This window comes from Paracoccus aurantiacus, assembly GCF_007993065.1.
Classification (GTDB): Bacteria; Pseudomonadota; Alphaproteobacteria; order Rhodobacterales; family Rhodobacteraceae; genus Paracoccus; species Paracoccus aurantiacus.
The window spans coordinates 104701-125280 of the sequence record NZ_VOPL01000003.1 but is presented as its reverse complement, the minus strand read 5'-3'; the positions used below and the strand labels follow the sequence as shown (position 1 = coordinate 125280).

General features: G+C 63.6%; 21 protein-coding genes. 11 read left to right on the top strand and 10 right to left on the bottom strand.

Annotation, left to right across the window (positions count from 1 at the left end):
• Positions 1–2 precede the first annotated feature (2 nt).
• Positions 3–722, bottom strand: coding sequence for a 1-(5-phosphoribosyl)-5-[(5-phosphoribosylamino)methylideneamino]imidazole-4-carboxamide isomerase (gene hisA / locus FQV27_RS08925; RefSeq protein ID WP_147097676.1), 720 nt, complete (start codon positions 720–722; stop codon positions 3–5).
• A 166-nt stretch (positions 723–888) separates the two neighbouring features.
• On the opposite strand from hisA, the gene FQV27_RS08920 reads away from it, so the two are divergent.
• Positions 889–1272, top strand: a complete 384-nt coding sequence (locus FQV27_RS08920; RefSeq protein ID WP_147097674.1) for a DUF2147 domain-containing protein — start codon at positions 889–891, stop codon at positions 1270–1272.
• Between the two features lie 45 nt (positions 1273–1317).
• Here FQV27_RS08920 and FQV27_RS08915 read toward each other — a convergent pair whose 3' ends face one another.
• From FQV27_RS08915 to FQV27_RS08895, 5 genes are read right to left on the bottom strand one after another with little or no spacing between them, the layout of a single operon-like run.
• Positions 1318–1683 carry a VOC family protein gene (locus FQV27_RS08915; protein WP_147097672.1) on the bottom strand — a complete coding sequence of 122 codons (366 nt, stop codon included), beginning with the start codon at positions 1681–1683 and terminating at the stop codon, positions 1318–1320.
• A 5-nt stretch (positions 1684–1688) separates the two neighbouring features.
• Complete coding sequence (gene hisH / locus FQV27_RS08910) at positions 1689–2324, bottom strand: imidazole glycerol phosphate synthase subunit HisH (protein ID WP_147097670.1); 636 nt, start codon at positions 2322–2324, stop codon at positions 1689–1691.
• Positions 2324–2908 (bottom strand): imidazoleglycerol-phosphate dehydratase HisB, encoded by a 585-nt coding sequence (gene hisB / locus FQV27_RS08905; protein ID WP_147098140.1) that lies wholly within the window; start codon positions 2906–2908, stop codon positions 2324–2326. The genes hisH and hisB overlap by 1 nt, the downstream gene beginning before the upstream one ends.
• A gap of 45 nt (positions 2909–2953) precedes the next feature.
• On the bottom strand, positions 2954–4273 hold the full coding sequence (locus FQV27_RS08900) for a TrkH family potassium uptake protein (protein WP_147098138.1): 1320 nt from the start codon (positions 4271–4273) through the stop codon (positions 2954–2956).
• Between the two features lie 32 nt (positions 4274–4305).
• Entirely contained in the window at positions 4306–4959 is a 654-nt protein-coding gene (locus FQV27_RS08895) for a potassium channel family protein (RefSeq protein ID WP_147097668.1), read from the bottom strand.
• A gap of 193 nt (positions 4960–5152) precedes the next feature.
• Here FQV27_RS08895 and FQV27_RS08890 point away from each other — a divergent pair, with 193 nt between their 5' ends.
• The 3 genes from FQV27_RS08890 to zapA all read left to right on the top strand — a co-directional run bounded on the left by FQV27_RS08890 (position 5153) and on the right by zapA (position 7814).
• Positions 5153–6892, top strand: coding sequence for a BCCT family transporter (locus FQV27_RS08890; protein ID WP_147097667.1), 1740 nt, complete (start codon positions 5153–5155; stop codon positions 6890–6892).
• A 131-nt stretch (positions 6893–7023) separates the two neighbouring features.
• Positions 7024–7434: a hypothetical protein gene (locus tag FQV27_RS08885; RefSeq protein ID WP_186827269.1), complete on the top strand. Its 411-nt coding sequence runs from the start codon at positions 7024–7026 to the stop codon at positions 7432–7434.
• 2 nt (positions 7435–7436) lie between these two features.
• On the top strand, positions 7437–7814 hold the full coding sequence (gene zapA, locus FQV27_RS08880; RefSeq protein ID WP_147097665.1) for a cell division protein ZapA: 378 nt from the start codon (positions 7437–7439) through the stop codon (positions 7812–7814).
• Positions 7815–7868: 54 nt separating this feature from the next.
• Here the strand turns inward: zapA and purF are convergent, their stop codons facing one another.
• From purF to radA, 3 genes are all read right to left on the bottom strand, one after another.
• Entirely contained in the window at positions 7869–9356 is a 1488-nt protein-coding gene (gene purF / locus FQV27_RS08875) for an amidophosphoribosyltransferase (RefSeq protein WP_147097663.1), read from the bottom strand.
• 124 nt (positions 9357–9480) lie between these two features.
• On the bottom strand, positions 9481–10110 hold the full coding sequence (locus FQV27_RS08870; protein WP_147097660.1) for a CvpA family protein: 630 nt from the start codon (positions 10108–10110) through the stop codon (positions 9481–9483).
• A 42-nt stretch (positions 10111–10152) separates the two neighbouring features.
• Positions 10153–11517, bottom strand: coding sequence for a DNA repair protein RadA (gene radA / locus FQV27_RS08865; RefSeq protein ID WP_147097658.1), 1365 nt, complete (start codon positions 11515–11517; stop codon positions 10153–10155).
• 189 nt (positions 11518–11706) lie between these two features.
• Here radA and FQV27_RS08860 point away from each other — a divergent pair, with 189 nt between their 5' ends.
• Together FQV27_RS08860 and FQV27_RS08855 are read left to right on the top strand one after the other, a co-directional pair.
• Positions 11707–13020 carry a lipoprotein-releasing ABC transporter permease subunit gene (locus FQV27_RS08860; protein WP_147097656.1) on the top strand — a complete coding sequence of 438 codons (1314 nt, stop codon included), beginning with the start codon at positions 11707–11709 and terminating at the stop codon, positions 13018–13020.
• Entirely contained in the window at positions 13013–13693 is a 681-nt protein-coding gene (locus FQV27_RS08855) for an ABC transporter ATP-binding protein (protein ID WP_147097653.1), read from the top strand. The genes FQV27_RS08860 and FQV27_RS08855 overlap by 8 nt, the downstream gene beginning before the upstream one ends.
• On the opposite strand, the gene FQV27_RS08850 is transcribed toward FQV27_RS08855, so the two are convergent.
• On the bottom strand, positions 13690–15432 hold the full coding sequence (locus FQV27_RS08850) for a chloride channel protein (RefSeq protein ID WP_147097651.1): 1743 nt from the start codon (positions 15430–15432) through the stop codon (positions 13690–13692). The genes FQV27_RS08855 and FQV27_RS08850 overlap by 4 nt on opposite strands.
• A 27-nt stretch (positions 15433–15459) precedes the next feature.
• Between FQV27_RS08850 and FQV27_RS08845 the strand changes: the two genes are divergently transcribed.
• The 5 genes from FQV27_RS08845 (at position 15460) to aspS (ending at position 20570) form a co-directional block, all read left to right on the top strand.
• Complete coding sequence (locus FQV27_RS08845) at positions 15460–16839, top strand: FAD-binding oxidoreductase (protein WP_147097650.1); 1380 nt, start codon at positions 15460–15462, stop codon at positions 16837–16839.
• Between the two features lie 59 nt (positions 16840–16898).
• Entirely contained in the window at positions 16899–17126 is a 228-nt protein-coding gene (locus FQV27_RS08840; protein WP_147097647.1) for a hypothetical protein, read from the top strand.
• Positions 17127–17248: 122 nt separating this feature from the next.
• Positions 17249–18049 (top strand): glycoside hydrolase family 25 protein, encoded by an 801-nt coding sequence (locus FQV27_RS08835; RefSeq protein ID WP_147097645.1) that lies wholly within the window; start codon positions 17249–17251, stop codon positions 18047–18049.
• On the top strand, positions 18022–18717 hold the full coding sequence (locus tag FQV27_RS08830) for a CPBP family intramembrane glutamic endopeptidase (RefSeq protein ID WP_186827268.1): 696 nt from the start codon (positions 18022–18024) through the stop codon (positions 18715–18717). The genes FQV27_RS08835 and FQV27_RS08830 overlap by 28 nt, the downstream gene beginning before the upstream one ends.
• Before the next feature lie 77 nt (positions 18718–18794).
• Positions 18795–20570 (top strand): aspartate--tRNA ligase, encoded by a 1776-nt coding sequence (gene aspS / locus FQV27_RS08825; protein ID WP_147097643.1) that lies wholly within the window; start codon positions 18795–18797, stop codon positions 20568–20570.
• The last annotated feature ends 10 nt before the right edge of the window (positions 20571–20580 follow it).

The following is a 20580-nucleotide window of genomic DNA, read 5'->3' as shown; positions in this document are numbered from 1 at the left end:
GGTCAGCCGGCAAGCGCGTAAAGTGCTGCCTTCAGATCCAGCGCGCCATCGTAAAGCGCCCGGCCAGATATCGCGCCCGCGATCACGCCGGTATCGCGCAACGCGGTCAGGTCTTCCATCGACGACACCCCGCCCGAGGCGATGACCGGGATGCTGACCGCGCGCGCCAGCGCCTCAGTCGCGGGGATGTTCGGGCCCTGCATCGCGCCGTCGCGGTCGATATCGGTATAAATGATGGCCGCCACACCCGCGTCCTCGAAACTGCGGGCAAGGTCGGTGGCCTGCACGGTCGTTTCCTCGGCCCAGCCCTTGGTCGCGACAAAGCCCTTTCGTGCGTCAATGCCGACGGCGACCTGACCCGGGAAGGCGCTGGCGGCGTCGCGCACGAGATCCGGGTTTTCAACGGCCACGGTGCCGAGGATCACCCGCTTCAGGCCTTTCTTAAGCCACATCTCGATTGTCGCCATGTCGCGGATGCCGCCGCCAAGCTGGGCGGGAATGTCGGTCGCCTGCAGGATCGCCTCGACCGCTGCGGCGTTCACCGGCTGGCCTGCGAAAGCGCCGTTCAGATCGACCAGATGCAGCCATTCCGCGCCGGCATCCTGAAACGCTTTTGCCTGCGCTGCCGGATCGGAGCCGAAAATCGTCGCGGCCTCCATGTCGCCCCGCAGCAGGCGCACGCAATTGCCGTCCTTCAGGTCGATGGCGGGGTAAAGGATCATGGCACGGCTCCGGGCGGCTTGGTTCGCCGCGCTTTGCCACAGGGGCGCGGGCAGGGCAAGCGCAGCGGAAGCTGCGTCAACGGGACCTTCGACCCTACGTCATACTTGCGGGAATCGCGGGCGTGACCTCTCATCGCACCAAACCGCATCTTTGGGAGGAGAAACCATGAAGAAAATCCTGTTCGCCGCCGCTTTCGGCCTGCTGGCCGGTGCCGCATCCGCCGACCCGATCGAAGGGTTGTGGCAGACCCAGCCGGACGAGGGCGCATTTGCCTATGTCCAGATCGGTCCCTGCGGGGGTGCCTTCTGTGGCACCATCACCCGCACCTTCAAGGACAAGGCTGAATTCCAGTCGCCCAATATCGGCAAGCAGATCGTGATCGACATGGCCCCGCAGGGCGATGGCAATTACAAGGGCAAGGTCCTGCGTCCGGCCGATGGCAAGATCTATAACGGCAAGGCCTCGGTCAGCGGCAATCAGATGAGCCTTGCGGGCTGCGTCGCAGGCGGGCTGATCTGCAAGAACCAGACCTGGGCGCGGATCCAGTAAGCCAGACCTGTAGACGGAACGGGCGGCCCTTTGGGGCTGCCTTTTCTATTCCGGATCGCCGATTTCGACGATATGGCCGTCGGGGTCATGAAAGCGGAAAACGCGCTGCCCCCAATGCTGGCGCTGGATCGGGTGAATCAGCTCGACCTCCGGCGCGATCCTGATGAAAGCGGCGTCGAGATCGTTATCCTCGAAATACAGAACCAGATTGCCGCGCCCAAAAGTACCGGGCGCGGGATCGGTTCCGAAGACCGTGCGATGCAGCGCGCGTCCTTCATGCAGCGCAAACCCGCCCTCGAACCGGACGAAACCGCCTTCATCCTCCAGAATGCGCAACCCCATCAAGTCGCGATAGAACCGCCGCGCGCGGTCCAGATCGGCCGAAAAGCAGATGGGATTGATGAACCGCATCTGCCCTAGGGTTTCCAGTTCAGGAAATTCTCGATGATGCGAAGACCCACGGCCTGCGATTTTTCCGGGTGGAACTGGGTGCCGACGATATTGTCGCGGCCCACGATGGCCGTGACCGGACCGCCATAATCGACATCCGCCAGCAGATGCGCCGAGTCCGCCGGGTGGAACTGCCAGCTATGGACGAAATAGGCGTGATCGCCTTCGGTTATCCCCTCCAGAACCGGATGCCGAGATCTGAGGCGCAGGTCGTTCCAGCCCATATGCGGCACTTTCAGGGCGGCATCCGAAGGGCGGATCGCGTCGATCCTGCCGCCGATCCAGCCCAGCCCCGCCGTGTCGCGGTATTCGTGGCCAATATCGGCCAGCATCTGCATCCCCACACAGATCCCCATGAAAGGCACCCCGCGACCCTCGACCGCCTCGCGCAGCACCTCGACCATGCCCGGCACAGCCTCCAGCGCCGCCTTGCAGGCCGGAAACGCGCCATCGCCCGGCAACACGATCCGGTCGGCCCTCGCCACCGCTTCCGGCTCCGAGGTCACGAAGACCTCGGCCCCGGTCTTGCGGCCCATCAGCGCGAAAGCCTTTTCGGCCGAATGCAGGTTGCCGCTGTCGTAATCGACAAGCGCAACCCGCATCACAAGGCGCCCTTCGTCGAGGGCAGCGCATCACTGCGGGGGTCGGGCTCGACCGCCTCGCGCAGCGCGCGGGCGACGGATTTGAACGCGGCCTCGGCGATGTGGTGGCTGTTGATCCCGTGCAAGGCATCGACATGCAGGGTGATGCCGCCATGCGTGGACAGCGCCTGAAAGAATTCGCGCACCAGCTCCACATCGAACGTCCCGATCTTCTGGGTCGGGAAATCGACATTCCACACCAGATAGGCCCGCCCTGACAGATCCAGCGCGGATCGCACAAGCGCGTCATCCATCGCCAGCAGGAAGCTGCCATAGCGCCGGATACCCTTCTTGTCGCCAAGCGCCTTCACCAGCGCCTGCCCAAGCGCGATCCCCGCATCTTCCACCGTGTGGTGATCGTCGATATGCAGGTCGCCCGTGGCGCGCACCGTCAGGTCGATCAGCGAATGGCGCGACAACTGGTCCAGCATGTGGTCAAAGAAACCCACGCCGGTCTGGTTGTCATAGACCCCGGTCCCGTCGAGGTTCACGCTGACCTCGATCTCGGTCTCGGCTGTCTTGCGGGTGATCTCTGCCTTGCGCATCGTGTTTCCCTTCATTGCCCGCCGCTTATATGCCGCCCGCCCGGATCATCCAAGATGAACCTGCCCCTCGGGATAGCGGACGCGCGGTGTCGTGCGCGTGGCAAGGAAAAAGCCAAGCGTCAGCGGCCCGACCCGGCCAAGGAACATCATCACCATGATGACCACGCGCCCCAGCGTGCTCAGATCGTCGGTATATTCCCGTGTCAGCCCGGCATTGCCGAAAGCACTGGCGACCTCGAAGCTGATATTCAGAAAATCGCCGTCATGCGTCGCGGCAATCAGAAAAATACCTGCGAAGTTCAGGACTGCGGCAATCGCGATCAGCGCCATGACCTTCAGCACCTCGTCAAGCCCGATCGAACGCCCGAAGGCCCAGATCTCGGTCCGGCGACGAAAGAAGGCCAGCGTGGCGAGGAACATGACCATCACTGTCGTGACCTTCATTCCCCCCGCAGTCGAGGTCGGGCCGCCACCAATCACCATAAGCGCCATGAAAAGCAGCGCGGTCGAATCGTGCAGCCCGGCCATGTCCGTCGTGGCAAAGCCCGCCGTGCGCGGCGTCACGCCCTGAAACCACGCCACCATCAGCCTGTCAGCCGCTGCGGGATAGACCGCCAGAGTGCGCGGGTTCTGCCATTCCAGAACCGCGGTAAGCGTGACCCCGACGAAAATCAGCACCAGGCTTCCGACGACCATCAGCCGCGTATGCAAACCCCAGCCGGTCCAGAATTTCCGCCGCCGGATGTCTGACAGCACGACGTAGCCGATGCCGCCGATGATGAACAAGGCCGGGATGACGAGGTTGATGATCGGATCGGTGGCGTAGGGAACTAGCCCCGTCGAAAAGGTCGAGAAACCCGCATTGTTGAAGGCCGAAACGGCATGAAAGGCTGCGTGCCAGACGCCCGTTTTCACCCCGAATTCCGGCACGAATACAAGGCAGAGCAGCGCCGTGCCCGCCAGTTCGGCCAGAAGCACCACGCGCAGGATGATCCCGACCATCTTCGTCAGGCTCGTGAACGAGGTCTGGTTCAGATCCTCGCGCAGATAGGTCTGGTGGCGGATGCCGATGGGCATGCCAAGCGCAGACAGGATCAGCACCGCAAAGCTCATCAGGCCCAGCCCGCCAAGCTGGACCAGCAGCAGAAGGATCAACTGGCCCCAGAATGTCAGGCCGGTCTGGATATCTATCACCGAAAGCCCCGTGACCGTCACCGCCGAGGTCGAGGTGAAAATCGCATCCATGACCGAAATCGGCTGCGTTGTCGCCGCAGGCAGCAAAAAGGCGACGCTTCCGGCCAGCACCAGCGCCAGGTAAAGCAGCGCCAGCACCGCAGGCGGCGGCAGCCGCTGTGCGCGGCGCATCGCGACCTGCAACGGCGAAGGGTCGCGGCGCGTCACAGCTTGCCGCTGACGGCGGTCAGTTCGGCCTTCTGACCCAGCAGAAGCAGCCGGTCCCCGGCCTTCAGCACCGTGTCCGGGGCGGCGGCCAGATATTCGGTGCCGCGCATCAGGCCAAGAACGCGCACCGCAGGGTCCAGCCCCAGATCGGCCAGCAGGCTGTCTTCATGTGTATCGGGCATCTGCAGGTTTACGACGCTGTAGCCGTTTCCGAGTGCGACGTAATCCTGCACAGCGGGGTTGTTCAGCATCTGCGCCGTGTGACGCCCCATCTCGATATCGGGCAGAAGCACGCGATCCACCCCCATCTTCGACAGGATTCGATGATGAGTGCGACTGTCGGCCTTGACCCAGATCGTGCCGATGCCGATCAGCTTGAGGTTCATCACTGTCAGGATGCTGCTTTCCAGATCGTCGCCCATGGAAACCAGCGCGACGTCATAGCTGCCAGCGCCGGCCTCTCGCAAAGCCGCATCATCGGTCGCGTCGAGAATGGCAACATTGCCAAGTTCCTCGGCCATGTCCGCGACGCGCCTCTCGTTGATGTCGATGCCGAGAACCTGATTGTCCAGACCCGCAAGCGCCTTCGCCACCACGCTGCCGAAACTTCCCAGCCCGAGCACGACGAAGCTGCGTCTTTTCTTGCCCATGATGCCCCGCGACCTGTTTTTCCCCAATGGTTTGACCATTCCCCGCCGGGGCCGTCAACCGGTGCGGGCGATGCGGCAATATGACACATTTTCGGGCATTTGTTCGGTGGGGTGGCAATCTTTCGCCGAACGTGACATAAGCGCGCCCCTCACAAGCGACGCAAGACATGACAGATTAACTGAAAGGATTTTCATGCCCGATCCAAATGATCCGCATCAAGATCAGAAGGGCCATCCGGGCGATCCCGCCTATGAACGGCCGATCCTTGATGGCGAAAGACACGAAGAGGTCATCGACGGGGGCGAACCCGAAGCCGATCCCGTGCCCGCCCCGGAAGGCGCGACCGAGGTGATCGACACCGAATATGAAATCGGTCAGGACAACCTCGCGCATTCGTTCACGCTGGAATTCGACGTCCACAAGCCGGTTTTCCTGATTTCCTCGCTTTGCGTGATTGGCATCACGCTGGCCGCGCTGATCTTCCAGCACCAGCTCGACCCCTTCTTTCAAGGGATGCGCGACTGGCTGACCGGCAACCTCGCCTGGTTCTTCCTGTTCGCCGCGAATATTTTTGTGTTGCTGTGCCTGGGGCTGATCGTCTCGCCGCTTGGCAGCGTTCGTCTGGGCGGCCCGGACGCGACGCCGGACTTCTCGCTCGGAAGCTGGTTTGCGATGCTGTTCGCGGCTGGCATGGGCATCGGGCTGATGTTCTACGGCGTCTCCGAACCGATGAGCCATTTTGACAGCTCGCTTGCCGGGCCGGTCGTCGAAAACGGCGTGCGCACCGATTGGGCGCCGCTGCAAGGCGCTGCCGGCGATGAACTGGGCGCGCGGCGTCTGGGCATGGCTGCGACAATCTTCCACTGGGGCCTGCACCCCTGGGCGATCTATGCCATCGTCGCACTGGCACTGGCACTGTTTTCGTTCAACAAGGGCCTGCCGCTGACGATGCGCTCGGTCTTCTACCCGATCCTCGGGGACCGCATCTGGGGCTGGCCGGGTCACCTGATCGACATTCTCGCAGTCTTTGCGACGATCTTCGGTCTGGCGACTTCGCTTGGCTTCGGTGCGCAACAGGCGACAGCCGGGCTGAACTTCCTGTTCGGTCTGCCCGCGTCGAACACGACGATGATCCTGCTGATCGTGGCGATCACGGGCGTGGCGACCATTTCGGTCATCACCGGCGTCGACAAGGGCGTCAAGCGCCTGTCCGAGGCGAACATGATCCTTGCCTTCCTGCTGCTTCTGTTCGTGATCGTGGTCGGGCCCAGCACCGCAATCCTGTCGGGCTTTTTCGCCAACCTGAAATCCTACGCACAGGAATTGCTGCCGCTGTCGAACCCGTTCGGGCGCGACGATGACAACTTCCGTCACGGCTGGACCGCTTTCTACTGGGCGTGGTGGATCAGCTGGTCACCGTTTGTCGGCATGTTCATCGCGCGCGTTTCGCGCGGCCGCACGGTGCGTCAGTTCCTGATCGCAGTGCTGCTGGTTCCGGCCATCGTGTCGGTCCTGTGGATGACCACATTCGGCGGCACGGCGATCTCGCTGACGCTGGCAGGGTTCCAGGGCATTTCGGACGCAGCGCTTGAGCTCAAGCTGTTTGTGATGCTCTCACAGCTTCCGTGGACGGCGATCACCAGCTTCATCGGCATCATTCTTGTCATCGTGTTCTTCATCACCTCATCGGATTCCGGCTCGCTGGTGATCGACACGATCGCCTCTGGCGGCAAGGTGAACTCGCCGGTGCCGCAGCGCGTGTTCTGGTGCACCGTCGAAGGTCTGGTCGCCATCGCGCTGCTGCTGGCAGGCGGACTTGATGCGTTGCAGGCGATGGCGGTTTCGACCGGCTTCCCCTTCACCATCGTTCTGCTCGGCGCGTGCTGGGCCATCGTCAAGGGCCTGATGGGAGAGCGCCGGGAACTGCGCTGAGAGGCGCATCTTTCCCGGTCTTTGCCAGATCGGCCAAGTCATGCTGGACAGGCGGGAATTCCCCGCCTGTCCTTGTTTTTTGGACAGAGTAGTGTCACAAGATTCGTCATGTTTTTTTGTCGGGACGACCAATGACAAGTTTTGCGGACAGCGAAAAGCGTCTGAACGCGGCGCTCAGCCGCATCGATCGCGCCCTTGACCGCAGCACCGGCGACGCTGCGGCCTCCGCAGCCGGCGACGCGGATGCGCTGGCACAGCTAAGCGCCGAAAACGCGCAACTGAAACAGCAACTTGCCGAGGCCGAGGCGCGACTGGCAGCGCAGGATGGGGCGGGCGGATCGACCACCGCTGACGCCGATCTCAAGGCCGAGATCGAGGCCCTGAAGGCCGAGCGCGCGGCCGAAGTTGCCGCGCTTGACGAAATCATGGACGAACTCGAATCGCTGATTGCGCGCGCGCCCTTGTCGTCAGATGCGCCTTATGCCGAAAATGTCTCGCCCGCGCCGGGCGAAGTGGTCGCGTTCGACAACAGCGAGGGCTGAGCATGGATGTCACCTTCACGATCGGCCACAAGGAATATTCCCTGCAGGCCCAGGACGGCGAGGAACGGCTGCTGCGTCGCGCCGCCGCCCTTCTGGATGAAGAAGCAGAGAAAATCACCGAACAGGCCGGCCGCATGCCAGAGCCGCGCCTTCTTCTGCTGGCCGGGCTGATGCTGGCGGATCGCTTCAACACGATGGAAGACCGCGCCTTGGTTGCCGAACGCGAGCTAGCGCGCACCCGCAATGCCGCAAGCGGCATGGTCGCGTCCGAGGTGCAGGACGCGATGGCCGAACTCGCCGCCCGCGCCGAGTCCCTTGCCGAGCGCGCCGAGGAAAAGGCCGGCACGTCCAGCAACGCCGAAGCCAGCGAAAAAGGCTGATCGGTCGCCGGATCAGCCTCCCGTATTCCTGCGTTTCACTAAGACTGGCGCCGCCTATTCGGCGGCATGCGGATGGGCCGTTTCCGACCCGTCCTTCATCTGGAAACCGCGCTCCAATTGGTCGAAGGGCGCGACCGGATAATCGCCCGAGAAGCAGGCGTCGCAATATTGCGGGCAGGACTTGTCCCGGCCCTTTGCCTCGCCCGCGGCGCGGTAAAGCCCGTCAAGCGAGACGAAGGACAGGCTGTCCACGCCGATCCATTCGCGCATCTCCTCGGGCGTCATATTGGCCGCCAGCAGCTTGTCGCGGTCGGGTGTGTCGACGCCATAGAAGCAGGGCCAGGCCGTGGGTGGCGAGGCAATGCGGAAATGCACCTCCTTGGCACCGGCATCCAGGATCATGTCCTTGATCTTGCGGCTGGTGGTGCCGCGCACCACGCTGTCATCGACCAGCACCACCCGCTTGCCCGCGATCAGCGAGCGGTTGACGTTAAGCTTCAGCCGGACACCCATGTTGCGGATCTGGTCGGTCGGTTCGATGAAGGTTCGGCCCATATACTGGTTGCGGATGATCCCCATGCCGTAAGGGATGCCCGATTCCTGCGCATAACCGATGGCCGCAGGCGTGCCGCTGTCAGGAACCGGGCAGACCAGATCGGCCTCGACCGGGGCTTCGCGGGCCAGTTCGACCCCGATCTGGCGGCGCGTTTCATAGACAGACCGCCCGCCGATGATCGAATCGGGGCGGCTGAAATAGACATGTTCAAAGATGCAGAAGCGCGACGGTGTCGGATGGAAAGGACGAGAGCTTTCGATCTGCCCCTTGGAAATCACCACCATCTCGCCCGGCTCGACCTCGCGCAGGAATTCCGCCCCGATGATATCCAGCCCGCAGGTTTCCGACGACAGCGCATAGGCGTCATCGCCCAGCTTGCCGATGACCAGCGGTCGCACGCCCAACGGGTCGCGCACGCCGATCAGCTTGGTGCGGGTCATGGCGATGACGCTGAACGCGCCTTCGACGCGGCGCAGCGCATCCTTCATGCGTTCGGGAATGTTGCGCTGGATGGACCGCGCCATCAGGTGGATGATGCATTCCGAATCGCTGCCCGACTGGAAGATGGACCCCCGCTCGATCAGCTCGCGGCGCAGCGCGTCGGCATTGGTGATATTTCCGTTATGGGCAACCGCGCAGCCGCCCATGCTGAATTCACCGAAGAAGGGCTGCACGTCGCGGATATGCGCGGCCTTGGCGCCTGCCGTCGAATAGCGCACATGCCCGATGGCCAGCGGGCCGGGCAGCGTTTCCATCAGCGACTGCTTCGTGAAATTGTCACGGACATAACCAAAGCGATGCGCGCTGTTGAAGCCGCGTTCCGCATCGTGGCTGATGATCCCGCCGGCTTCCTGCCCGCGATGCTGCAGGGCATGCAGGCCAAGTGCCACGAAATTCGCCGCCTCGGCGACGCCCGTGACGCCAAATACGCCGCATTCCTCGTGCAGCCGGTCATCGTCGAAAGGATGCGCGAGGAAGGGTTGCATGACGCTCACCTGGCTTTTGGGGGTCGCGGGACGGGTTGCGCCCTAGATAGGGGCTGACGCACCAAAAGTCACGCCCTGCAAGCCGGGGCGTGACGCAAAATTGTCATAACACAGCAAGATGCGCTCAGTTCGCGGGCGCGGTGGTCGTGCCCTCGGCAGGCGCCGCTTCGGTTGGCGCGGCTTCCGGCGTGGTGACAGGCTCGCCCGCGCAGCCCGATACGAGTTGGTTGTAGCGATTGGTGATCCAGCCCGGCGCATCCTGCGGAATTTCGGAATCAAGCCGCCCGGTCATGCGCTGGAACACCTTCACGGAACGCGAATTGTCCACCATCGCCACCGGGGTCGAGGCCATGACGCGGTCGTAAACGATGAAGGCGATCGCAACCAGAAGGATGCCGCGCGCGACCCCGAACAGGAAGCCCATGCCCTGATCGACGCCGCCAAGCGCCGAGCGTTGCACGACCGACGAAAACAGCGGGGTGATGATCGAAAACAGCACCAGCGCCAGCGCAAAGACAACCGCGAAGGCGGCGATGGTCGCCAACTCGCAGCTTTCGCCAAGGAAATCGTCCAGCACCGGGACCTGCGCGATCATCGGGCGCACCGTTGCCGCAAACAGGAAGGCCAGCACGGCCGCGCCGATCCAGCCCAGAATGGCCAGTGATTCGCGCACGAAGCCGCGCGCATAGGCCAGAATGGCCGAAAGGATAATAACGGCCGCAACAATGCCGTCGATAAGGGTGAAGCCGTCCATTTGCCTACCTTTTTTGCGGCAAATGGCCGCACTGTCCCTGTTCTAGCCGGCCCCGAAAACCTCTCCGACAAAGCTTGTCAGGTCGGCGATCCGGTCCAGCCGCATGTCCCTTGAGCCCTCGATTTTCGATGAGGCCGGGATGATCGCATGTGAAAAACCAAGTTTTTGTGCCTCTTTCAACCTGTTTTCCGCCTGCGCGACCGGACGCAACGCGCCGGAAAGGCTGATTTCGCCAAAAGTGACACAGTCGGCGGGCAGGGCGCTGTCCTCGCGTGCGCTTAACAAAGCGGCCGCAATTGCAAGGTCTGCGGCGGGTTCCTGCACCCGCATCCCGCCCGCGACATTCAGGAAAACATCAAGACCCGCAAAGGGAATGCCGCAGCGTGCTTCCAGCACGGCAAGGATGGTGCTGACCCGGCCGCTGTCCAGTCCGACGACCGTGCGGCGCGGGCTTGCCAGTGTCGATGGGGCGACAAGCGCCTGAATTTCCGTCAGTACGGGCCGCGTGCCTTCGATGCCGGCGAAAACCGCACTGCCGGGCGAAGGCTGGCCGCGTTCCGACAGAAACAGCGCTGACGGGTTCGCGACCTCTGCCAGCCCGCCGCCGGTCATCTCGAAGACGCCGATTTCGTCGGCGGGGCCAAAGCGGTTTTTCACCGCGCGCAGAATGCGGAACTGATGCCCGCGCTCACCTTCGAAATACAGCACCGTATCGACCATGTGTTCGACGACGCGCGGACCGGCAATCTGGCCCTCCTTGGTGACGTGGCCCACGATCACCACGGCCACGCCACGCTTCTTGGCAAAGGTGACAAGCTCATGCGCGGATGCGCGCACCTGACTGACGCTGCCCGGCGCGGCCTCGACCGTGTCGGACCACAGGGTCTGGATCGAATCGATGATGGCGATGTCGGGCCGTTCGGCATCCAGCGTCGTCAGAATGTCGCGCAAGGCGGTTTCCGCCCCCAGCCTGACCGGCGCTTCCGCCAGCCCCAGCCGCTGCGCCCGCATACGGACCTGCGCGCTGGCTTCCTCGCCAGAGATATAGATCGCCTGCTGCCCCCGGTTGGCGAAGGCGGCGGCGGCCTGCAGCAGCAGCGTCGATTTCCCGATGCCCGGATCGCCGCCCACCAGAATCGCCGATCCCGGCACCAGACCTCCGCCCAGAACCCGGTCGAATTCGGTCATGCCGCTTTCCGCGCGTGGCGGCGGCGGCTCGTGGGTGGACAGAGCGCTTAACGGTACCGTCTTGCCCTTCGCCGCCCCAAGTCCGCGCCCCGGACCCTGCGACAGGGGCGCTTCTTCGACGATGGTGTTCCACGCGCCACAGGCATCGCAGCGCCCCGCCCATTTCTTGTGGGTCGCGCCGCATTCCTGACAGGTGAAGGTGGTAACTGGTTTTGCCATGCCGGACTTCATGGCAGAGGCCCCGCGCAGCGGCAAGCCCGCGTGCGGGTGGCGTGGGTGGTGCGGGTGTTCGGGCGGCTACGGGCTGTCTGCGCGTGGTGCAAGCCTGTGATGCGGCGATCACGCCATTGTCGGCTTGCGCTTTGTCCTCTTTCCGATCAGGTTCCCGCCCGAGCCAAAGGACCGGATATGGCAGAGCCCGCAACGAACCCCAGCCCCTTCTCGCGCTACGAATTCCTCATCGCATGGCGCTATCTGCGCGCGCGCAAGGCGGAAGGCGGCGTCTCGACGATGACCTGGATCAGCCTGATCGGCATTGCCCTTGGTGTCGCCGCGCTGATCGCCACGCTCGCCGTCCGCTCTGGGTTTCGGGCCGAGTTCGTGGATACCATCCTTGGTGCGAACGCCCATACAACCGTCTATATGTCGCCTTCCAGCTTCACGAACGAGCTGACGGGAGAGGTCTATACCCAGCCCGGCACCATCGCGGATTACGCCGGTATGGCCAAGCGCCTCGCGGCGGTGCCGGGCGTGATCCGCACGGCACCGGTCGTGAAAGGGCAGGTCATGGCGACGGCGGACGACCGCGCCAACGTGGCAGAGATATTTGGCGTAACCGACAAAGATTTCGCAAGAATTCCCCGTATCGCTGACCCCGAAACCTCGATCGGCACGATTGGCGATTTCGACCGTGGCATCGCCATCGGATCGGGGATCGCGCGCGAACTTGGCGTCGGTATCGGCGACCGTGTCAGGCTGATCGCACCCGAAGGCGCGCAGACCGCCTTCGGCACGACCCCCCGCGTCAATGCCTATGAGGTTGTCTATATCTTCAGCGCCGGTCGCTACGACATCGACCGCACCCGCATCTATATGCCCCTTGCCGAGGCGCAGTCCTATTTCAATCGCGAAGGCGTCGCGGATGAGATCGAGGTGTATGTCGATGATCCGGAAAACATTGCCGACTGGTCACTGCCGCTGATGCAGGCGGCAGGCGATGGTGCGCAGGTCTGGACATGGAAAGACAGCTCCGGCAGCTTTCTGCGGGCGCTGGATATCGAGGATGATGTGATGTTCGTCATCCTCTCGGTTCTCGTGCTGATCGCGACCATGAATATCACCTCTGGCCTTATCATGCTGGTGAAGAACAAGGGACGCGATATCGGCATCCTGCGCACCATGGGGCTGACTGAAGGCGCAGTCTTGCGGGTCTTCTTCCTTTGTGGGGCCTTCACGGGGATCATCGGAACGATCGCGGGCGTCGTGATTGGCGTGATATTCGCGCTGAATGTCGACCATATCATGAGCGCGGTGAACATGATTTCCGGCGGTGGTGCATGGGACCCCTCGGTGCGCGGGATCTACGAACTGCCAGCCAAGCTGCGCGGCGTCGATATCGCCAAGGCGGTCGGGCTGTCGCTGGCGCTGAGCTTCATCGTCACCATCTTTCCGGCCCGCCGCGCGGCACGCATGAACCCTGTGGAGGCGCTGCGGTATGAGTGATGTTCTCGCCCTGACCGGGATCGAAAAGACATATAACCGTGGCGAGCCGGGCCAGATCGACGTGCTGCGCGGGCTCGATCTGGCGGTCGGGCGCGGAGAGGTGGTGGCGCTTGTCGCGCCGTCTGGTGCCGGGAAATCGACCCTTCTGCATATTGCCGGGCTTCTGGATACGCCGGATTCCGGGTCTGTCACGCTGAACGGCGCCGATCTGACCGGCCAACGCGACATGGTCCGCACCATCGCACGCCGCCGCGATCTTGGCTTTGTCTATCAGTTCCACCACCTGCTGCCGGAATTCAGCGCCGCCGAGAATATCATCCTTCCGCAACTGGCCAATGCCGTCCCGGAAAAGCGCGCAGCCGCCCGCGCAGCCGAGCTGCTGGAGCGTGTGGGCCTGAAGGATCGCGCAGGGCACCGCCCGGCCGAGCTTTCGGGCGGCGAACAGCAGCGGGTGGCCTTCTGCCGGGCGCTTGCCAACCAGCCGGCCCTGCTTCTGGCCGATGAGCCGACGGGAAATCTGGACCCGGAGACATCGGACAAGGTCTTCGCGATGCTGATGAGCCTGGTGCGCGAAACCGGGCTTTCGGCGCTGATCGCGACACATAACCTTGACCTCGCGGCGCGGATGGACCGCACGGTCCGGCTTGAACAGGGCCGCCTCGTCGCCGCCTAGCCGTGTTCTTCGGCCGCAGTCGCGGCAAGCGCCTGATTGAGCGCGCGCAGCGCATCGACATGATACAGCGTGCCGATGACCTCTGGCGGCGAGGGCGGGCCAATGGCAGCGGGATCGCGTGGGGCGGGCGGGCGGATCACCGGCAGGAACGCCGCGCCGGTGCGTTCGAATTCCGAAAGCGCCAATCCCAGCCGCGCCCCGTCAACAAGCGCGCGCCCTGACAGGGCAAGGTTGCGCACCAGATCGGGGGCAGGGGCGTTTTCAGCATCCGGTGCGCGCATCAACGAGTTGATGCGCATCTTCTGCGGCAACCAGACCTGCGGACCTTCGGCCACGTGAACGCCGCGCAGTTCAAGCTGGGTCAGGAAGAAGGATCGGTGCAGGATTCGCGATGCCAGCGCAGATGACAGCGACACTGCGGTCATGACCGCGATGCCGGTTTGAAAGTCGCCGGTCATTTCAAAGACGATCAGCGCGGTCGAGATCGGCGCGCCGAGGACGGCGGCTGCGACCGCGCCCATGCCCGCCATGGCGTAGATTGTGGTGCTGCCCGACATGGTTGGCGCCATCGAGGTCGCGATCATCCCGAAGGCAAGTCCGGTCAGCGCACCCAGCACCAGCGCGGGCGAGAAGATGCCCCCGCCCATGCGCCCGCCAAGCGTCAGCGACACCGCCAGCACTTTGACGACGGCGAAGATCAGCACCTCCTGAAGGCCGAACGCACCGCGAAGTGCTGCGAATGTCGTCTGGTAACCGACGCCGATGATATGCGGAAAGGGAATGGCCAGCAGTCCCAGCAGCGCACCCGCCAGGGTCGGACGCAGCCAGCGCGGCCATCCGGTTCGTTGAAACAGCGCGTTCCCGGTCGCATCCGCGCGCAGCACCGCCCAGACAAGCGCCGCAGCAACAAGGGCGCATACAATGCCAAGCAGCATGAAGGCAGGAAGCTCGACATAAAAGCTCAGACCCGGCTCTCCGGGCAATGCGAACTCGGTTGCGCCGCCGAAGGCCTGCCGGTTGATGACTGCGCCGGCCACGGCAGCGATTGCGATGGGGGCAAATGCGTGGGCGGCGAAATGGCGCAGAATAACCTCATGCGCGAACAATGCGCCGGCGATGGGTGCGTTGAAGCTGGCGGCGACCGCGCCCGCGACGGCGCAGCCCAGAAGTTCCCGCCCGGCCATCGGGCTGGCGCTGATGCGGGTCGCGAACCATGTCGAGATCACGCCGGCGAAATGAACGACCGGCCCCTCTCGACCCGAAGAGCCGCCCATCCCGAGGGTCAGAAGCGATGCCGCGGCCGAGGCGAAGCCTTCGCGCATGTTGACGCGACCGCCTTCGAGTGCGGCGTCCTCGATGACATCCGCGACGGTTGCGGCGCGCCCGGCCGCAGTGAAACGGTCAAGGATCAGCCCGACGACAAGCCCGCCGACCGTTGGCACCAGAACCAGCCACCACCAGGGCAGGCGGGCGGCATCATTGGTCAGCGATTCGTCGTCGATGCCGTAAAATGTCCGAAGCAGCACGGTGATGCCCAACCGGAAGCCCAGTGCCGCCAGACCTGCGCCAATCCCGATCAGCAGCGCCAGCAGCCAGAACTGTATCTGGCTTGGTCCCTTGTGGCGCATGATGCGCAACCCCTCGGCCACCTGACGGCGCGTCTGTCCGAACCCGGCCGTCAGCCAGTGACCGGCAGCGGCGTTGTTCTGGGGCTTTCGGGGCGGTTCGGATTGGGCCATGTTGGCATCAAGCAAAAGGGGGAACCCATGGTCAACCATCAGCAGGCATTTGACGAGATTCGTGCGATCATTGGGGATCGCCTGTCACAGAAAGATGCCGACCGCGATCAGCATGGCCAGTCCGAAACGTGGCACCGCGCGCCGCCGCCCGACGCAGTTGCATGGCCAGAAACGACCGAGGAGGTCAGCCGGATTCTTGCTATCTGCAACAGGCATCGGTGCCCGGTCATCGGCTGGGGCACAGGCACCTCGCTTGAGGGGCATTCGCTGGCCACGCATGGGGGACTTGTGCTGGACATGCTGCGAATGGACCGCATTCTGGATATCCGCCCCGAAGATATGCTGGCGGTCGTGCAGCCGGGGCTTACGCGCGAGGCGCTGAACACCGACCTGCGTGCCACCGGTCTTTTCTTTCCGATTGATCCCGGTGCGAATGCCTCGCTTGGTGGCATGGCTGCGACCAGAGCGTCGGGGACAATGGCGGTGCGCTATGGAACGATGCGCGATGCCGTCCTCGCGATGGAGGTCGTGCTGGCCGACGGCACAATCATTCGGACGGGCACGCGCGCCGCGAAATCAAGTGCGGGATATGATCTGAATGCACTGATCGTCGGCTCCGAGGGGACGCTCGGGATCATCACTGAACTGACGCTTCGCCTTCATGGCCAGCCCGAGGACGTCGCAGCGGCAGTCTGCGCTTTCCCGACGCTGGAGGATGCGGTGAATTGCGTTGCGATGACCATGCAGATCGGCATTCCCATGGCCCGGATCGAATTCATGGACCCGATTGCCATGCGCGCCGTGAACCTGCATTCCGGCACCGATTATCCGGAAAAGCCCCATCTCATGATCGAATTCAACGGCTCGCCCGAAGGGGTGCGCGCAAATGCCGAGGCATTCGGTGACATTGCCGGCGAATGCGGCGGCGAGGGCTTTCAATGGGCGGCCTCGCCCGAGGATCGCCGCAAGCTCTGGGAGGCGCGGCATGCGTCTTACTGGGCCACGCTGAAGCTCAGGCCCGGCGCGACCGGAGTCGTGACCGATGTCTGCGTGCCGATGTCGGAACTGCCCGGCGCGGTTTCCGCGGCCGCGCGGGATATGGCGGACGCGGGTATCCTTGGCGATATCGTCGGCCATGTCGGCGACGGTAATTTCCACACGCTTCTGCTGATCGAACCGGGCAACGAACAGGAACTCGCCCGCGCGAAAGAGGTCGCGAACGCCATGGCCAGGCGCGCCATTGCGGTCGGTGGGACCGTATCGGGCGAACATGGCATCGGGATCGGCAAGCGCGCCCTGATGGAGGAACAGCACGGCGAAGCCTGGGCGGTGATGGGCGCGATCAAGGCGACGCTTGATCCGAATAATATCCTCAATCCCGGCAAGCTCGTGCCGGACCGGAATTGACCTTCGGAACCTGAATTGCCGGGCATGGTTGGGTCTGCATAAAGCAAGGAGTTTGCGCAATGGCCCATCCCCCGGAACAACCCGTCGAAAAGCAGGCCCGACGTCATTCGCCCGCGCTGATTGCGATTGCGGTGGCCATCGTCGCCGTGGTGGTCGCATGGCTTGTCTTCGGCGCGTCCGAACCCGAAGCCGTGACCGACGAACCGACCGTCACAACCGCCGATCCGAGCACCGGCACGGCTGCCGAGTCGACAGGTGAACAGGGCGAGACTGCCCCGGCGCAGTGACAGCGATATGCTGCCATGCGCGCAACACCGCGCCAAGCTGACGATTTCGTGAGCGGCCTGCACTGGTGACTTTGTGATTCCGCGCTGCGATAAGTCGGAAAACAGGCTTATCGAGGGGCACCATGTCGCGCATTGTCACCATTCTTTCGGCTTTTGCCCTGATGCTGCTCGCAGCATGTGGCGGTGGCCAACGCTCCGTCGTCGTCCCGAGTGGCGGGGGCGGATGGGTCGGCGGCTCTGTCCCGCAACTGGGAGACAACGCGCCGCATGAATGGGTCGGCGGCCACCCCTACAATCACGCGGTCCACGGCATCGACATCTCGCGCTGGCAGGGCCAGATTGACTGGAACCGTGCGCGCACATCCGGCGTCAGCTTTGCCTTCCTGAAAGCGACCGAGGGTGCAGATCACAGCGACCCGGAATTCCAGCGCTACTGGCGCGAGGCAGGCAACGCCCGCATCCCGCGCGGCGCCTATCACTATTACTACTTCTGTCGCTCGGGTGCTGAACAGGCCGCTTGGTTCATCCGCAACGTCCCCCGCGAAGCAGGCTCGCTGCCGCCGGTGCTGGACATCGAATGGACCCACTCGCGAACCTGCCCGCGCCGTCCGGGTTCCGCTGAAATCCTTCGCGAGGCATCGAACTTCATCGCCATCCTTGAACGGCACTACGGGCAACGCCCGATCATCTATACCACTGTCGATTTCTACCGGGATACCGGGATCGGACGTCTGAACGCCGAGTTCTGGCTGCGCTCGGTCGCGGGGCATCCGCGCCAGGTCTATCCGGGGCAGCGGTGGACGTTCTGGCAATATACCGGCACCGGCAGCGTTCCAGGCATCCGTGGCAACGTCGACCTGAACGCCTTTGCCGGCAGTGTAAGCGATTGGCGCACATGGCTGAATCGTCGCCTGGTGCGCTGACACAACGCTTTACATGGGCGGCACCCGGTCAGCAGGGCCGGGGGCGCCTGATTGCCGAATTCGTGACGCTGTTCGTCGCAGTTCCTGTGGCAATCGCCGTGTTCATGCCGCCCAGCCTGCTGTTTGAATCGCTGGCCTTCTTCTCGCTCGCCGGGCTGGCGCTGCTCTGGTACACCGGCAACTTCAACTGGCGAGAGCTTTTCCGGGGCTGGGGGCCATTCGACTGGCGCATGATCGCGGCATTTGCGGCGATCACCTTCGCGGCCTCTGTGGTGGTGCTGTATCTGACCGCGCCAGAGGCGATGTTCCGCTTCCTGCGCACGAACTGGCGCTTCATGCTGGTGATCTGGGTCTTTTACCCGATCCTGTCTGCCCTGCCGCAGGAGCTGATCTTCCGCGTCCTGTTCTTTCACCGCTTCGGACGCCTGTTCAGCGGCCCCAAACAGGCCGTGCTGGCCAATGCCGCGATCTTCAGTCTTGCGCATCTGATGTATTGGAGCTGGATCGTCGCCATCTTCACCTTTGCTGGCGGGTTGGCCTTCGCCGTGGGCTACCTTCGTCGCGGCTTTCCCTACGCATGGTTCCTGCACGCCATCGCCGGAAACATCCTGTTCGCGGTCGGCATGGGCGTCTATTTCTATTCCGGCGCGGTTCAGCGCCCGTTCTGATCGCTTCCCGGCCAGCATCGCCTTGACTTCCCGCCGCCGTGGCTGTTCATGCGGGTGCTGAACGAAAGAGGTCCGCCATGCACGCCTATCGCAGCCATACCTGCGCCGATCTGAACGCCAAGAATGCCGGGGAAGAGGTCCGTCTGTCGGGCTGGGTTCACCGCGTCCGTGACCACGGGGGCGTGCTGTTCGTCGATTTGCGCGATCATTACGGCATGACGCAGGTGCTGGCCGACAGCGACTCGCCCGCCTTTGCGGCGATGGAGAAGCTGAGGGCGGAAACCGTCATCCGCGTCGATGGCCGCGTAAAGCTGCGCGACGCCTCGCTGGTGAACCCGAAGCTGCCGACCGGCGAGATCGAGGTTTATGCGACCGAAATCGAGGTTCTCGGCCCCGCCGAAGAACTGCCGCTGCCGGTCTTCGGCGATCAGGACTATCCCGAAGAAACGCGCCTTGCCTACCGCTTCCTCGACCTTCGGCGTGAATCGCTGCACAACAACATCATGCTGCGGTCGAAGGTCGTGCGGTCCCTGCGCAACCGGATGTGGGACAGCGGCTTCACCGAATTCCAGACCCCGATCATCACGGCAAGCAGCCCCGAAGGCGCACGCGACTTTCTGGTGCCGTCGCGCCTTCATCCCGGGAAATTCTATGCGCTCCCGCAGGCGCCCCAGCAGTTCAAGCAGCTGATCATGGTCGCGGGCTTCGACCGCTATTTCCAGATCGCGCCCTGCTTCCGCGACGAAGACCCGCGCGCCGACCGCTCGCCCACGGATTTCTATCAGCTCGACGTCGAGATGTCTTTTGTCGATCAGGAAGATGTCTTCAACGCCATCCAGCCGGTCATTCAGGGCCTGTTCGAGGAATTCGGCGGCGGCCGCCCGGTCGATGCCGACTGGCCGCGCATTCCCTATGCGGAATCGATGCAGAAATACGGCAGTGACAAGCCTGACCTGCGCAACCCGATCGAGATGCAGGTGGTCAGCGACCACTTCCGCGGCTCGGGCTTCGCGATCTTCGCCAAGCTGCTGGAACAGGACGGGACCGAAATCCGCGCCATCCCCGCGCCCACCGGCGGCAGCCGCAAATTCGCCGACCGCATGAACGCGTTTGCACAGAAGGAAGGCCTGCCGGGGATGGGGTACATTTTCTGGCGGAAGGCCGATGACGGTTCAACCGAAGCCGCAGGCCCCATCGCAAAGAATATCGGCCCCGAACGCACCGAGGCGATCCGCCAGCAGCTTGGTCTGGGCGAGGGCGACGCGGCCTTCTTCCTTGGCGGCAAGCCCGAGACATTCGAGGCCGTCGCCGGTCGCGCCCGCAACGAGATCGGGCGCGAGCTGGGTCTGACCGACGAGAACCAGTTCAAATTCGCCTGGATCGTCGACTTCCCGATGTACGAGAAGACCGATGAGGGCAAGATCGACTTCTCGCACAACCCGTTCTCGATGCCGCAGGGCGGGATGGATGCGCTGTCTGGCGACCCGCTGGCGGTGAAGGGCTATCAATACGATCTGGCCTGCAACGGCTACGAGCTGATCAGTGGGGCGATCCGCAACCACAAGCCGGAAATCATGTTCAAGGCGTTTGAACTGGCCGGCTATCCCGCGACCGAGGTCGAAAAGCGTTTCGGCGGTATGGTCAAGGCCTTCCGCTATGGCGCGCCGCCTCACGGCGGCTGCGCGGCGGGCATCGACCGGATCGTGATGCTGCTGGCGGATGAACAGAACATCCGCGAGGTCATCATGTTCCCGATGAACCAGCGCGCCGAGGATCTGATGATGGGCGCCCCAAGCGAACCGACGAACGAACAGATGCGCGAGCTGCGCCTGCGTGCGTTGCCGAAAGAGTGACCGGGTCCAA